General features: G+C 68.5%; 10 protein-coding genes. 5 read left to right on the plus strand and 5 right to left on the minus strand.

All coding sequences use genetic code 11. The features are described from left to right. The first annotated feature begins 5 nt into the window (after positions 1–5). Positions 6–1067 (plus strand): ABC transporter ATP-binding protein, encoded by a 1062-nt coding sequence (locus BDD16_RS21675; protein WP_179635850.1) that lies wholly within the window; start codon positions 6–8, stop codon positions 1065–1067. Positions 1068–1153: 86 nt separating this feature from the next. Next, on the plus strand, positions 1154–2125 hold the full coding sequence (locus BDD16_RS21680) for a glucokinase (RefSeq protein ID WP_179635851.1): 972 nt from the start codon (positions 1154–1156) through the stop codon (positions 2123–2125). Positions 2126–2187: 62 nt separating this feature from the next. Here the strand turns inward: BDD16_RS21680 and BDD16_RS21685 are convergent, their stop codons facing one another. The 5 genes from BDD16_RS21685 to smc all read right to left on the minus strand — a co-directional run bounded on the left by BDD16_RS21685 (position 2188) and on the right by smc (position 11189). Continuing rightward, positions 2188–3531, minus strand: coding sequence for a hypothetical protein (locus BDD16_RS21685; protein ID WP_179635852.1), 1344 nt, complete (start codon positions 3529–3531; stop codon positions 2188–2190). Then, positions 3524–4060 carry a hypothetical protein gene (locus BDD16_RS21690; RefSeq protein WP_179635853.1) on the minus strand — a complete coding sequence of 179 codons (537 nt, stop codon included), beginning with the start codon at positions 4058–4060 and terminating at the stop codon, positions 3524–3526. The genes BDD16_RS21685 and BDD16_RS21690 overlap by 8 nt, the downstream gene beginning before the upstream one ends. Positions 4061–4249: 189 nt before the next feature. Further along, entirely contained in the window at positions 4250–6421 is a 2172-nt protein-coding gene (gene ligA / locus BDD16_RS21695; RefSeq protein ID WP_179635854.1) for an NAD-dependent DNA ligase LigA, read from the minus strand. Between the two features lie 48 nt (positions 6422–6469). Continuing rightward, a complete protein-coding gene (locus tag BDD16_RS21700) occupies positions 6470–7627 on the minus strand; it encodes a cell division protein FtsZ (RefSeq protein ID WP_179635855.1) in 1158 nt (385 codons plus the stop codon). A gap of 46 nt (positions 7628–7673) precedes the next feature. Then, positions 7674–11189: a chromosome segregation protein SMC gene (smc, locus tag BDD16_RS21705; RefSeq protein WP_179635856.1), complete on the minus strand. Its 3516-nt coding sequence runs from the start codon at positions 11187–11189 to the stop codon at positions 7674–7676. Positions 11190–11426: 237 nt separating this feature from the next. Between smc and BDD16_RS21710 the strand changes: the two genes are divergently transcribed. The 3 genes from BDD16_RS21710 to BDD16_RS21720 are packed head-to-tail and all read left to right on the plus strand — an operon-like array spanning position 11427 to position 14535. Continuing rightward, positions 11427–12914 (plus strand): PAS domain-containing sensor histidine kinase, encoded by a 1488-nt coding sequence (locus BDD16_RS21710; RefSeq protein ID WP_179635857.1) that lies wholly within the window; start codon positions 11427–11429, stop codon positions 12912–12914. Further along, entirely contained in the window at positions 12911–13630 is a 720-nt protein-coding gene (locus BDD16_RS21715) for a response regulator (protein WP_179635858.1), read from the plus strand. The genes BDD16_RS21710 and BDD16_RS21715 overlap by 4 nt, the downstream gene beginning before the upstream one ends. Beyond that, a complete protein-coding gene (locus BDD16_RS21720) occupies positions 13627–14535 on the plus strand; it encodes a CheR family methyltransferase (RefSeq protein WP_179635859.1) in 909 nt (302 codons plus the stop codon). The genes BDD16_RS21715 and BDD16_RS21720 overlap by 4 nt, the downstream gene beginning before the upstream one ends. Positions 14536–14681: the final 146 nt, after the last annotated feature.

The following is a 14681-nucleotide window of genomic DNA, read 5'->3' on the forward strand; positions in this document are numbered from 1 at the left end:
TCATCATGGGCGCACTTTCCATCCGCAACGTCCGCAAGAGCTACGGCGAGACGCACATCCTCAAGGGCATCGACCTCGAGATCGACAAGGGCGAGTTCCTGATCCTGGTCGGGCCGTCCGGCTGCGGCAAGTCGACGCTGCTGTCGATGATCGCCGGCCTCGACTCCCCCACCTCCGGCACGATCCACATCGGTGACCGCGACGTCACCCACGAGCTGCCGAAGAACCGCGACATCGCCATGGTGTTCCAGAGCTACGCGCTCTACCCGAACATGAACGTGGCGGAGAACATCGCCTTCGGCCTGGAGATGCGCAAGGTGCCCAAGCCCGAGCGCGAGAAGGCCGTGGCCCGCGTGGCCAAGATGCTGCAGATCGAGCACCTGCTGGCCCGCAAGCCGGGCGCCCTGTCCGGTGGTCAGCGCCAGCGGGTGGCGATGGGCCGCGCACTGGCCCGCGATCCGCTGCTGTTCCTGTTCGACGAGCCGCTGTCCAACCTCGACGCCAAGCTGCGCGTCGAGATGCGCGCCGAGATCAAGCTGCTGCACCAGCGCACCAGGACGACCACCGTCTACGTGACCCACGACCAGGTCGAGGCCATGACGCTGGGCGACCGGATCGCGGTGATGAAGGACGGCGTGGTGCTGCAGTTCGGCTCGCCGGACGACATCTACGCCCGCCCCGCCACGGTGTTCGTCGCCGAGTTCATCGGCTCGCCGGCCATGAACATGGTGCAGGCGCAGGCTGGCGCGCAGGGTGTCGTGGCCCAGGGCGTTACGCTGCCGACCAGCGCCGCGCAGCAAGCCGCCACGAAGCCCGGCCAGAAGGTCATCTACGGCCTGCGTCCCGAGGCGCTGAACTTCGCCGACAGCGGCGTGGCCGGCGAGATCACCATGCTGGAGCCGACCGGCCCGGAAACCTATGTCAGCGTCCAGACGGCGGCCGGCATGCTGGTGGTGCGCTCGCCGGGCAAGGTGCTCTACCAGGTGGGGGACCGCGTCCACCTGGCCTGGGGCACGCACGATGTGCACCTGTTCGACGCCGAGAGCCAGAAGCGTCTGGCCGACTGAGCCGGATTGACGTAGGCGAGAAACCGACGGCGCGCTACGATGCGCGCCGTCTCCCATTGAAACTCCCCCCTTCGCCCCAGCCTGCCATGACCACTCGCTCGCCCTTTCCCCGTCTCGTGGCCGACGTCGGCGGCACCAACGCCCGCTTCGGCTGGATCGCCGAGGAAGGAGCCGCCATCGACGCCGTGCGCACCCTGCCCTGCGCCGACCACGCCACGCTCGCCGACGCGGTGCGGGCCTATCTGGCCGACCTCGGGCGGGGCCAGCCGGGCTCCATGGGCATGGGCATCGCCAACCCGATCACCGGGGACGAGGTGCGCATGACCAACCACCACTGGCAGTTCTCGATCTCGGGCCTGCAGGTGGAACTTGGGCTGCAGCGGCTGGTGGTGATCAACGATTTCACGGCGCTGGCCTTGTCGCTGCCGTCGCTGCAGCCGCACGAGCTGCGGCAGGTGGGCGGCGGTGCCGCGCGGGCGAACGCGGCCATGGCCCTGATCGGACCGGGGACCGGGCTGGGCGTGTCGGGGCTGGTGCCGGCGGGGACGCAGTGGGTGGCGCTGGCCGGCGAAGGTGGCCACGTCACGCTGCCGGCCACGAACGCGCGCGAAGCGGCGCTGATCGCCCTGCTGGCGCAGCGTTACGGCCACGCCTCGGCGGAGCGGGCCATCAGCGGCGCCGGGCTGGTGGCGCTGTACGACGCGGTGTGCACGCTGGACGGCGTGACGCCGGAGGCGCTCAGCCCCGCCGATGTCACCTCGCGCGCACTGACCGGCCACTGCGCACGCTGCAGCGAGGCGGTGGCGCACTTCTGCGCGCTGCTCGGCAGCGTGGCCGGCAATCTGGCGCTGACGCTGGGCGCGCTGGGCGGGGTCTACATCGGCGGCGGCATCGTGCCGCGGCTGGGCGAGGCCTTCGACCGCTCGGACTTCCGCCAGCGCTTCGAGGCCAAGGGCCGTTTCCAGGCCTATCTGGCGCAGATGCCGGTGTTCGTGATCGATGCGAGCGTGTCGCCAGCGCTGCTGGGCGTGGCGCGGGCACTGGACCAGGAACTCTGAACAAACACAGGACATAAAAAAGCCGCAGCGTCTGCTGCGGCTTTTTTCATGCAAGAACGTGATCAGGCGGGCGTCAATGTGGACGCATATGTAGCCACAGGCTCGTACGGCACGATCTCGGCGGTCCACTTGCCATCGGTCGACTGCTTGACCGTCACCTTGACGGGGAAGGTCAGCCTGTCCTTCTGGATGAAACCAGGGACGTCGTTGTAATTCCAGGTCTTGGTATAGACCTCACCCGACTTGGCAAACGCAATCTGCAGCGTCACGAAGGTCTGGGCCGGAATCGGTGCACGCACCTTGGTGACGGCAACCCAGTAGTTGCCGGTGCGCAGCTTGCTCTCGTCGCAAGATGCGTAGTAGTGCTCCGGTCCGACAGTTCGGCTATCCGCATCCAAGAAGCCAGAGGTGCCGACAAGCGTCGCACCGCCGCCACCCTTGCCGACGTCACCGGTATCGGTGAAGTGCACATAGTCTCCAGACGGCTCAATGACCTGCAGGTCAAAGTCATTCTGGATGTCCTCCATCAGACCCGTGACGGTATTGAGCTTCTGACCAATCGCAGCAGCGGGTACCGCCCACGACAACGTCGCGGTGAAGAAGCCCTGGTTCTGCGCAGGTGTAGGAATGGTCAGCGCCACCATTGAAGCTGTCAGCGAGGATTGGAGCGAAACCGCCGGCAATGTCGACAATTCCTGCTTGAGCACGGTCTTGTCTGTCGGTGAACCCAGCTTCGCGAATGCTTTGTCGGCGAACAACGCGCCTTGCGAGAACGACACCATCAGCAGCTTCTGGCGCTCGGTGTAGAGCGCCTGGGCACGCGCCAGTTGGCGGGCTGCCATCGTCGTGCTGACCTTCAATTCAGCCTCAAGATCGGTGTTCGCCTTGGCCCTCAGGCTGGTGACCGTGGCGGGATAGGCGGAGGTGATCGCCAGGAAGCGGGAGTCGCCGGACTTGGCCGCCAGCACCGACCAGTTGTCGATGCTGCCAGACGCCATGTCCCAGAAGTACTCCCAGTTCTGGGTCAGCGCGCCATCCAGCAGCTTGCGGTACTCGGCAGCCAGCGCCTGGAAACGCGACTCGGTTGCACCACTGGCGGTGCCGGCCGTGCTGTAGAAGGTTTCATAGCGAACCGGCTCGGCCTTGCCCGATGTGGTCGTCGCAGTCTCCGTTGCGCCCGCGTACTTGCCATGGCGCGCGATGCGCAGCGCAGCGCGCTGGGCATCGGCATCCTCGGGCATCGCGAAGGTGCCGTTGTAGTAGGCGACGACGTAACCGCCGTCCGGTTCGCAGATGTTCGACGTCGTCTGCGCCACGCCCAGCGTGCTGGCAGCCAGCAGGCCCAGGCCCAGCGCGGTGCCCGTCAGCGGGCGGATGAATGCGGGGGTATTGCGGCGATCAGACACAGCCGTCTCCTTGGGGTGCACGAACGACGGTGTCATTGACCAGCTCGACATACGAGAGGTACGCCTTGACGCGGGCATCGGTGTTGACCGTCACGCGGCGCAGGTCCGCCACGGCCTTGTAGCCAGCCTCGATCGACGGCGCCTTCTGCATGATGCATTCCACCGCATCGCTGGACGCCAGACGCGCCGCACGCACCGCGGCATCATCCGTCAGCGTCACGGTCAGCACGCTCTGGTAGGCCTTGGCCAGCTGGGCCGCCGCTTTCGGCAGATCGCCAGAATAGGCGGTCTGGGCGCCGATCCACGCCGTGACGTCGTCGCGCACACCGTCGCCATTGGCATCGGTCCCCGCCACTGCAGTGGAGCGGTCCAGCGACAGCACGGCGCCGCCGGTCTGCAGCTTGGTCATCACGGCCGTGGTCGATTCAGCAGGCGCCTCAGCAGCACCACCACCACCGCCTCCACCACCGCACCCTGTCAGCACACCCAGGGCCACCAGCCCCAGGAGTCGAGTTGTCTTGTTCAGCATCGATTCCACGCAATATAGGTTTAGGTCTTGTCGCGTCGAACAGTCTCGCCAGATGAGCCACCCATGCCCTGCATGGCCAACTGGTCCAGCGGATCCTGCTGCCCGACGAAACACATTCTCGAACCGGCGTAGAACCGAACACACCCTCTATTCAGGTGGTCATGAATTGAACATTTTCATTATTGCGAATTAAGCAGCATTCGGCACCCCGGCCGCCACGCGGCCGGGGCCGATCAGCGCCAGCAAGCCCGCCTCGTCCAGGATGGACAGACCCAGCGCCTGAGCCTTTTCCAGCTTGGTACCCGCCTCGGCCCCCGCGACCACGTAGTGCGTCTTCTTCGAGACCGAGCCACTGACCTTGCCCCCGGCGGCCTCGATCAGGTCCTTGGCCTCGTTGCGCCCGAGCGTGGGCAGCGTTCCGGTGAGGACCAGGGTCAATCCGGCCAGTGGCTGCGGCCCGGCGTCAGGCACCCCGTCGTGCTCGTCCCAGGTCAGACCGCAGGCGCGCAGCTGTTCGACCACCTCGCGGTTGTGCGGCTGGTCGAAGAAGGTGCGCAGGCTTTGCGCCACCACCGGGCCGACGTCGGCCACCTCGGTGAGCTGCTCGACCGTGGCGTCCATCAGGCGGTCGATATTGCCGAAATGGCGGGCCAGGGCCTTCGCGGTGGCCTCGCCCACGTGCCGGATGCCCAGTGCGTAGAGAAAGCGCCCCAGCGTCGTGTGCCGGCTCTTCTCCAGTGCATCGACCAGGTTCTGCGCGCTGCGCTCGCCCATGCGGTCCAGCGCCGCGAGCTTGGCCACACCGAGCGTGTACAGCTCCGGCAAGGTGCGCACGATGCCCGCATCGACGAGCTGCTCGACGACCTTGTCGCCCAGCCCCTCGACGTCCATCGCGCGCCGGCCAGCGTAGTGCAGGATCGCCTGCTTGCGCTGCGCCGGGCAGAACAGACCGCCCGTGCAGCGCCAGTCGGCCTCGCCCTCCTCGCGCACGATGTCGCTGCCACAGACGGGGCAATGGCCGCCGAGGCGCCTGTACAGATCAAACGGCTCGCCCGCGTCGGCCGGCCGGCGCTCCAGCACGACGCCGACCACTTCCGGGATCACGTCGCCGGCCCGCCGCACGATGACGGTGTCGCCCGTGCGCACGTCCTTGCGGCGCGTCTCGTCCTCGTTGTGCAGCGTGGCGTTGCTCACCGTGGTGCCACCCACGAAGACCGGCTCCAGCTTGGCCACCGGGGTGAGCTTGCCGGTGCGGCCGACCTGGATGTCGATCTCGCGCACGGTGGTCATCTGTTCCTGCGCCGGGTACTTGTGCGCCACCGCCCAGCGCGGCTCGCGGCTGACGAAGCCGAGTTGCCGCTGCAAGGCCAGGTCGTCCACCTTGTAGACCACGCCGTCGATGTCGAAGGGCAGCTGGTCGCGCTGCGCACCGATGCGCTGGTGGAAGGCCGCCAGACCGTCCGCGCCCACCACCACGGCCCGCTCGGCGCACACCGGCAGGCTGAAGGCATCCAGCGCATCGAGCACCCCGCTGTGCGTGCCCGGCAGCGCCCAGCCCTGCACCTCGCCCAGCCCGTAGGCGAAAAAGCTCAGCGGACGCTCGGCCGCCAGCGCCGGGTCGTGCTGGCGCACCGCACCGGCGGCGGCGTTGCGCGGGTTGACGAAGGTCTTCTCGCCCTTGTCGCCACGCGCGATGCGCTCGCGCTGGCGTTCGTTGAGCCGGTCGAAGTCGTCACGGCGCATGTAGACCTCGCCACGCACCTCCAGCACGGCGGGAAGGCCACCCGGCCCGTCGCGCAGGCGCAGCGGAATCTGGCCAATGGTGCGGATGTTCTGGGTGACGTCCTCGCCGCTTTCGCCGTCGCCGCGGGTGGCGGCCTGCACCAGCACGCCGTCCACATAGCGCAGGTTGATCGCCAGCCCGTCGAACTTCAGCTCGCAGGCGTAGCGCAGCGGCGGCGCATCCTCGCCCAGCGCCAGTTCGCGCCGCACACGGGCATCGAAGGTACTGGCGCCGGTGGCCTCGGTGTCGGTCTCGGTGCGGATCGAGCGCATCGGCACGGCGTGGCGGACCGCGGCGAATCCGTCGAGCACCTGCCCGAGCACCCGCTGCGTCGGGGAATCCGCGGTGCGCAAATCCGGGTGCGCGGCCTCGATCGCCTGGAGCTGCTGGAACAGGCGGTCGTACTCGGCGTCGGGGACTTCCGGCGCGTCGAGCACGTAGTAGCGGTGGGCGTGGTGGTGCAGTTGCCGGCGCAGTTCGGCGGCCAGCTCGGCCGGCGAGGCCACCGCCTGCAGGGTCTGCGAATCGGGGCCGGAGGAGAGGTCCGGCGGCGACGAGAAGAGATCGGTTTGCGACATGCGCGCCAGTGTAGGCGCGCGTCCGCGGCAGGTGAATCCGGCGGTCGCCTAGCTGAACAGGCGCCGCGCCGCGGGCGAGCCTGCCGCCAGCTCGTATTCCGCCAGCTTGGCGTACAGGCCGTCCAGATCCTCGCGGATCAGCGCAAACGCCCCGGCATTGAGCGCGCGGCCCTCGTCGTCGTTGACGTCGGCATCCAGCGCGATGGCCAGCGCCTGACCGGAAGCGCACCAGGCATTGAAGGGCTGCTCGGCCTGCGGCGTCTGCGGCACGTCGAACACCAGCGACATCTCGGACACCCAGGACTGGTCCGGATCCTCGGCCAGCGCGGCCTGGGCATCGAACACCAGCGCCAGCACCGGCGGCGCATCCTCTTCGCGGCCCGGCAGGATGAGCTTGCCCGGCACCGGCCCGCTGACGAAGCCGTGGCGGGCCGCGTGCTGCTGGATCCAGCTCACCGGCCACTGGCCCTGGCGCGCGGTGAGCCGCATGGCAAGCTGCGCGTCGTGGTGCACGGCCACCCGGTCGAGCGAACGTGCCCGGGCCACGACATCCAGCATGTCCGGAAACTCGGCCTCGGCCGACAGCGGCTCGGCAAAGCGCTGGATGATCTGGACAAACTCCGAATATTCGATCTCGTTGACGGCGCCGAGCCGGTTGGCGAGTTGCAGACCCGCGCGCAGTTCGCTGCAGGTCTGGCCGGCGACGGGGGTTTCCCACTCGCCCGTCTGGCTGTTGCAGCCTTCGATCAGGAACGGCTTGCCACCCGCCCGACGCGACGGTGGCCAATGGGCCAGCACCGTCTCTCCAGACAAGGGCTGCTCGGGAACCAGCCGGGCGACCGCGTCAATCAGCGGATCGATGCGGGACACAGCCGCGGGCCGGCGTACCGGCACATTCAGCGCCGCGGGCACACCCACCAGCCGCTGCTCGATGGCCTCGACGGAGGCGGCCACCGGCGCGTCCTCCAGCGGGATCGGCTCGGTCGGCGCATGGTCCGGATCGAAACTCGGTTCCTGGTGGAGCGGCTGTGGCGCGACAGCAGCCAGGGCCGCATCCGGCGCCCCCGGCGAGGCGGCATCGGCCGCGGAAGGCTTGGGCAGGCGCGTCTTGCCCCCGGCGCGGCGGGTCTGCCAGGCGCCATGCCCGACGACAGCGGCGAGCACCAGCCCTCCGACGATGGCCAACCATACTTGCAATGAATTCATCGGTCCCCGGGTTCCTGGTCATGGCCTGAACAGTGTGTCGCCACCCTCACGGTAGCTCAGCCAGTGAGACTGCTGCCTCCATGTCCACCGCGACGATGCGCGACACACCCTGTTCCTGCATTGTCACGCCGATCAATTGTTCGGCCATCTCCATTGCAATTTTGTTGTGCGAAATGAAAAGAAACTGCGTACCGGACGACATTTGACGGACCAGACGGGCATATCGCTCGGTATTGGCGTCATCCAGTGGTGCATCCACCTCGTCCAGCAGGCAGAACGGCGCCGGATTGAGCAGGAAGATCGCGAACACCAGCGCGATCGCGGTAAGTGCCTTTTCACCGCCGGACAGCAGGTGGATGGTCGAATTCTTCTTGCCGGGCGGCTGCGCCATGACCTGCACGCCGGCGTCCAGGATCTCGTCGCCGGTCATCACCAGCCGGGCCTGACCGCCACCGAACAGGCTCGGGAACATGCGCCCGAAGCCGTCGTTGACCTGGTCGAAGGTGGCCTTCAGCAGATCGCGGGTCTCCAGGTCGATCTTGTGGATCGCGGCCTCCAGCGTCTGCATGGCCTCGGTGAGGTCGGCGACCTGCATGTCGAGGAACTGCCGCCGCTCGCGGGCGGCGCCCAGCTCATCCAGCGCCGCCAGGTTCACGGCGCCCAGCGCGTTGATCTCGCGCTGGATGCGGTCGATCTCGCCCTGCAGCCCGTGCAGGCGCACACCGTCCTGCGCGATGCCGGCGGCCAGCGCGTCCAGGTCGACCGCCGCCGCCTGCAGCTGCTCCAGGAACTGCGCGCCGCCGAGCTGCGCGGCCTGCGCTTCGAGCTGGAGCTTCGTGATCTCGTCGCGCAGCGGCTGCAGACTGCGCTCGTGCGCGGCGCGCTGCTCGTCGGCGCGGCGCATCTGCTGCGTCAGGTCGTCCCAGGTCTGGCGGGCGGACGACAGCGCCTGCTCGCGCTCGACGCGCAGCGCCAGCGCCTCCTGCAGCCCGCCTTCGGCCGCGGCGTCGTCCAGCCCGGCGAGTTCGGCGGCGAGCTGCTCCAGCGCGCGTTCGTTGACGGTGAGCTGCTGCGCGGCGGTTTCCAGCCCACGCTGCAGCTCGCCGCGCCGCGCCAGCAACGACCGGGCCGCGAACTGCGACTCCTGCGCCGTGCGCTCCAGGCCGCGCAACTGCTCGCGGGCATCGGCCAGCCGCCGCTCGGCCGCGATCACCGCGTCTTCCAGCTCGGCGTGGCGCTCCTGCTCGGTGGCGAGCTGCAGGTCGAGTTCCTCGAAACGCGCTTCGCCTGTCAGGCGGCGTTCTTCGAGTTCTTCCAGCTGCGCATCGACCTCGGCGAGTTCGGTGTCCAGCTGGTCGCGGCGGCGCGTGACCTGCTCGGCCTGCTGGGTCAGGCGCAGCACCTCGACCTGCAGCTGGTGCGCCCGCGTCTGGCTGTCGGCGGCGTCGCGGCGGGCGCCGGCCAGCCGCTGCGCCGCGTCGGTGTAAGCGGCTTCGGCGCGGACCAGCGCGCTGCGGGCCTCATCGGCCATCAGCGCCTGGGCGCGGACCTGGGTTTCGAGGTTCTCGATCTCCTGCGCGCGCGCCAGCAGGCCGGCCTGCTCTGAATCCGGCGCGTGGAAGCTCACCGCGTAAGCGCTCACCGCGTGCCCGGCCGGCGTCAGGATCAGCTCGCCATGGGTCAGCCGGCTGCGCAGCGCCAGCGCTTCCTCGACGTTGGCCGCCGTGTAGACGCCTTCGAGCCAGTCGTTGAGCAATGCCACCAGCCCCGGATCGCCCACGCGCAGCAGGTCGGTCAGCCGCGGCAGCGTGCGATGCGTATTGGCGATCGCGCTGGTCGGCGGCGAATAGAAGGCGAGCTTGGCCGGCGGCGGATCCAGATCGAAGCCGCGCACCGTCTCGATCCGCCCGACTTCGAGCGCCTGCAACCGCTCGCGCAAAGCCGATTCGAGCGCGGTTTCCCACCCGGGTTCGATGTGGATGCGCCGCCACAGCCCTTGCAGACCCTCCAACCCGTGCCGCGCCAGCCAGGGCCGCAGCTTGCCTTCGGTCTGCACCTTTTCCTGCAGCGCCCGCAGCGCGTCGAGCCGCGCCGTCAGCGCCGACTGGCGGGCAGATTCGCTATTGGCCGCGCTCTGCTGGCCGCGGCGCTGCTCGTCGAGCGTCGGCACCAGTTCGGACAGCTCGTGCAGGCGCGCATCGGCGAGTTCCTGCACCTCCTGCGCTCGGGCGAGTTGCGCACGCAGGTCGTCGAGGCGGTGGTCGTCGGGTGCGCCGAGCTGGCGGCGCTCGGCGGACAGGCGCTCGCGGCGGCCCTGCAACTCGCGGCCGCGCTCGTCCAGATGGCGCGACTGCGCGGCGAGCAGCTGGATCTGTTGCTGCACCTCGCTCGCGCGGGTGCGCTGCGTGGCGGCGCGCTGGCTGGCCTGGCGCAGCGTGTCCTCGACGGCGGGCAAGGCCATCGAACGCTCTTCGACCTGCGCGGCCAGGATCTCGCCCTGCTCTTCCGCTTCGGCGAGCTGCTCGGCCAGCGTTTCCAGCTCGGCCTCGGCGTGTTCGCGGCGCAGCGTCCATTGCTGCGTCTGTGCGGCGATCTCGGCCTGTCGCTGCAACCCACGCTGGCGCGCATCGACGACGTGGCGGATGCGCTCCTCCAGCCGGCTGACCTGCATCGACGCCTCCGCCAGCGCGCCTTGCGCGGCGTGCAGCGCGTCGCTGGCGTCGTAGTGCGACTGGCGCAGCGCGTCCTGCTCGGCTTCCGTCTGGCGCAGCTCGGCGATGCGCAGCTCCAGCGCGTTCGTCGCCGCCAGCTCGGCCAGCCGGACCCGCTCGCGCTCGCTGGTGGCGTCGCGGTGTTTCAGGAACCAGAGCTGGTGCAGTTTCAGCGTGCCGGTGTCCTGCAGCGTGCGGTAGCGCAGCGCGACCTCGGCCTGGGCTTCGAGCTTGTCGAGGTTGGTCGTCAGCTCGCGCAGGATGTCGTCCACGCGGGTCAGGTTCTCGCGGGTGTCCTTCAGGCGGTTCTCGGTCTCGCGGCGGCGTTCCTTGTACTTGGACACGCCGGCCGCTTCCTCCAGGAACAGCCGCAGCTCTTCGGGGCGCGACTCGATGATCTTGCTGATCGTGCCCTGGCCGATGATGGCGTAGGCGCGCGGGCCCAGACCGGTGCCGAGGAACACGTCCTGCACATCGCGGCGGCGCACCGGCTGGTTGTTGATGTAGTAGGTGCTGGTGCCGTCGCGGGTCAGCACGCGCTTGACGGCGATCTCGGCGTACTGGTTCCACGAGCCGCCCGCCCGGCCGGCATCGTTGCTGAAGGCGAGTTCGACGCTGGAGCGGCTGGCGGGCTTGCGGTTGCCGGAGCCGTTGAAGATCACGTCCTGCATCGACTCGCCGCGCAGCTCGCTCGCCTTCGATTCGCCCAGCACCCAGCGCACGGCGTCCATGATGTTGGACTTGCCGCAGCCATTGGGACCGACGACGCCGACGAGCTGGCCGGGCAGCTGGAAATGTGTCGGATCGGCGAAGGATTTGAAGCCCGAGAGCTTGATCGAATTCAGGCGCATCTCGGAGAAGTATTATCTAACTCTTTGATTTACAAGCATTAAATGCTTGAACATTGGAGGCAATGATACCACTGGTCCGACTGCACCGAACCGGGCGACGGGACCTTGGATTCCTGGGCACCGCGGGAAAGTCCGGCCCCGTGTCAACCCTCGATCCTTGTTGAAGTTTGATACAAGGCAAGAAACAGACTGACTCCGACTGGTACCCTCCACGGTACTGAACAACAATCCAGCGCCATGACTGCCCTGCCAGCCGCCGCACTGTCGAACGGGTTCTTCGATCTACCTTCGGAGATGGTCGCTGGCGCCTCGCGCGAAGCGGTCGTGCTGGTGGACGCGCGGCAGTGCATCGTCGCCATCAATGCAGCGGCCGCGCGGATGTTCGGGCATGCCCAGCCGGACCTGCTGGGCCGGCCGCTGTCATGTCTGATTCCCGATGGCCTGCGCGACGTCCACGACCAGCATGTGCAGCACTTCACCGCGGCGCAGCAGGCCGAGCGCGCGCCCCTGCATGGGGAAGCCCTGCAAGGCCTGCGTGCCGACGGGCAGGTGTTTCCTGTCGAGGTGGTGGTGTCCCGGCTGGAACTGGTGCTCGACGGGCAACGCCACACCTGCTTCATGGCGATGATGTGCGACCTCAGTACCCAGCACGGCCTGCGCAGCGAGGTGGCGATGCTGAGCGAGCGGGTGCGCACCGTGCTCGACCTGACGCCGGTGGCGATCTGGATCGTCGATGACGAGCAGCTGGTGTATGCCAACCGCGCCGCCGTCCATCTGTTCGGCGTGTCGGACCGGGCACAGCTCATCGGCCGGTCGATCTACACCCTGCTGCATGCCAGCGGGCATGTACCGCTGCGGTCCCATCTGCAGTCAGCCAGACCGGTGAAGAGCGCCACGCCCGCGGTCGTCAGCGGCACCCTGCTGCGCCCCGACGGACAGACCCGCGAGGTCGACATCGCCACATCGGCCCTGCCGGACCACGGGCAGACCGTCCTGCAGATGGTCATCATCGACGTGACGGAAAGCCAGCGCCAGGCCCGGGAGCAGTCGCTGCACCGGGTCGAATTGCGCCGGCTGGCGGCCAGCGTGGTCGAGGCCCGCGAGGAAGAACGCCGCCGCATCGCCCGCGAACTGCACGACGAACTGGGCCAGCGCCTGACCGCCATGAAGATGGAGCTGTTCGGCCTGCGTGCCGAAACGCCCGGTCCCGGCGGGAACGGACGCATCACCAGCATGCTGGAGATGGTGGACAGCACCGTGGCGGCACTGCGCCGGATTGCGGCCGACCTGCGTCCGCTGATGCTCGACGACCTGGGGCTGAACGCCGCGATCGAATGGCTGGCCCGCGACGCCGCCCGGCGCATGGACATGGAGGTGACGGTGCAGCTCGGCACCGAGGACCCGCCGCTGGGACCGGGTGCCGACATCGCGCTGTACCGCATGGTGCAGGAGGCGCTGACCAACGTGGCCCGCCACGCCAATGCCACCGATGTCCGGATCGAGTTGCGCCAGAGCGCGGACGAACTGATCCTGACGGTGCGGGACAACGGCCATGGATTCCCCGACCGGTCGATGCGCCAGGACGGTCGCTACGGCCTGCTGGGCATGCGCGAGCGGGCGATCATGCTGGGCGGCCAGCTCGATCTGGACAACCCGCCGGGCGGTGGTGCCCGCATCACCGTGCACCTGCCGCTGAAACAGACCAGGAAGAAGGAAACCCCATGAATGCGACGCTGCATGAACCGGGGCTGCGTGTCCTGCTCGTGGACGACCACACCATCGTGCGGGAAGGCCTGAAGCGCATCCTCGAATCCACCCGCGAAGGCTGGAACATCACCGAGGAAAGCTCCGGATTCCGGGCCATGGACAACCTGCGGCACCAGGATTGCGGCCTGGTCATCGTCGATCTGTCGATGCCGGGCATGAGCGGACTGGAGCTGATCCGCCGCATCCGGGCCGAATCGACACGGCTGCCGATCCTGGTGCTGAGCATGCACGCCGAGGAGGAATATGCCCTGCGCGCCTTCAAGGCCGGCGCCAATGGCTATGTCACCAAGGACAGCGCGGCCGAAGAACTGGTGGTGGCCGCGCGCAAGGTGGCCAATGGTGGCACCTATGTGACCACCAGCCTGGCCGAGCGGGTGGTGCAGCAGCTCAACGGCAGCGTGGACGTGCCACGCCATGCCCGACTGTCGGAGCGCGAGATGGAGGTCCTGCGCCGCATCGTGGCCGGCGAGCGGGCCGGAGACATCGCCGAAGCGCTGCACCTGTCGATCAAGACCGTCAGCACGCACAAGACCCGCATCATGGACAAGCTGCAGGCCCCCAGCACCGCGGCGCTGGTGCGCTACGCCATCCAGCATGGGCTGCTGCTGCCGCCAGCCGATGCCGAAGAGCACGGCGACTGGAACCATGGGACCCAGCCCGGCGAGCTGACATGACCGCCGGGCCACCGGCACCGGTGGCGGCGACACCGCTCGGCCTGAACACGGTCCTGGAATTGCTGCGCGCGCACGGCCAGCCGGACTTCCGACTCTACAAGCAGCGCACGCTGCTGCGCCGCCTCGAACGGCGCATGCACATCCACCGCGTGCCCACGCTGCAGGACTATGCCCGCCTGCTGCGCCACAGCAGCCAGGAGGTGGCCTTGCTGTCGAAGGAGTTGCTGATCGGGGTGACCCTCTTCTTCCGCGACACCCCCGTCTGGCAGGCCCTGTGCGACACCGTGCTGCCCCGGTTGCTGGCCGACCATGCCGACGGAGACGTGCTGCGGGCCTGGGTCGCCGGCTGCTCCACCGGCGAGGAGGCCTACAGCCTGGCGATGGCCTTTCGCGAAGTGGTCGACGCGACGCCCGAACGCGCACGCTGCACGCTGCAGATCTTTGCCACCGACCTGAGCCAGGACGCCATCGACCGGGCGCGCGCGGGCACATTTCCGCCCTCGCTCGCCGACGAGCTGTCGGCTGTGCGGCTGGCACGCCATTTCGTGCAGCAGGACGGGGGTTACCGCATCGCGGCCTCCATCCGCGACACCATCGTGTTCGCGCGGCACGACCTGACCGCGGATCCCCCCTTGTCCCGGATGGATCTGATGAGCTGCCGCAACCTGCTGATGCACTTCTCGGAACCGCTGCAGCAGCGGATCCTGCCGCTGTTCCACTACAGCCTGCGGCCCGGCGGCGTGCTGCTGCTGGGCAGTTCGGAGACCGTGCACGACCAGCACCACCGGTTCGAGCCGCTGGACGCGGAGCAGCGGCTGTACCGGCGGTGCGCGGGCCCGCGCACCTACGTCATGCCGGCCTGTCCCCGCGAGCGGTCGACACCGTCCGCCACAGCGGCCACCTGACCCCGTCTCCGCACCGGCACCCGATCGGAAAATTCCGAATACCACCTGCCGTATTCGCCCGGTAGCATGAACCGATTTCCGACAGCAGGCGGGCTGTTCCGCCGATTGTCCGCACCCCACCCGCAACGCCATGATGGGTCCACAGA

Origin of the sequence: Sphaerotilus montanus, assembly GCF_013410775.1 — a bacterium.
GTDB classification, from domain to species: domain Bacteria; phylum Pseudomonadota; class Gammaproteobacteria; order Burkholderiales; family Burkholderiaceae_C; genus Sphaerotilus; species Sphaerotilus montanus.

Coding starts and splice junctions, on each gene's coding strand:
- BDD16_RS21675 (WP_179635850.1), top strand. CDS start 6: ATGGGCGCACTTTCCATCCGCAACGTCCGCAAGAGCTACGGCGAGACG.
- BDD16_RS21680 (WP_179635851.1), top strand. CDS start 1,154: ATGACCACTCGCTCGCCCTTTCCCCGTCTCGTGGCCGACGTCGGCGGC.
- BDD16_RS21690 (WP_179635853.1), bottom strand. CDS start 4,060: ATGCTGAACAAGACAACTCGACTCCTGGGGCTGGTGGCCCTGGGTGTG.
- ligA (WP_179635854.1), bottom strand. CDS start 6,421: ATGTCGCAAACCGATCTCTTCTCGTCGCCGCCGGACCTCTCCTCCGGC.
- BDD16_RS21700 (WP_179635855.1), bottom strand. CDS start 7,627: ATGAATTCATTGCAAGTATGGTTGGCCATCGTCGGAGGGCTGGTGCTC.
- smc (WP_179635856.1), bottom strand. CDS start 11,189: ATGCGCCTGAATTCGATCAAGCTCTCGGGCTTCAAATCCTTCGCCGAT.
- BDD16_RS21710 (WP_179635857.1), top strand. CDS start 11,427: ATGACTGCCCTGCCAGCCGCCGCACTGTCGAACGGGTTCTTCGATCTA.
- BDD16_RS21715 (WP_179635858.1), top strand. CDS start 12,911: ATGAATGCGACGCTGCATGAACCGGGGCTGCGTGTCCTGCTCGTGGAC.
- BDD16_RS21720 (WP_179635859.1), top strand. CDS start 13,627: ATGACCGCCGGGCCACCGGCACCGGTGGCGGCGACACCGCTCGGCCTG.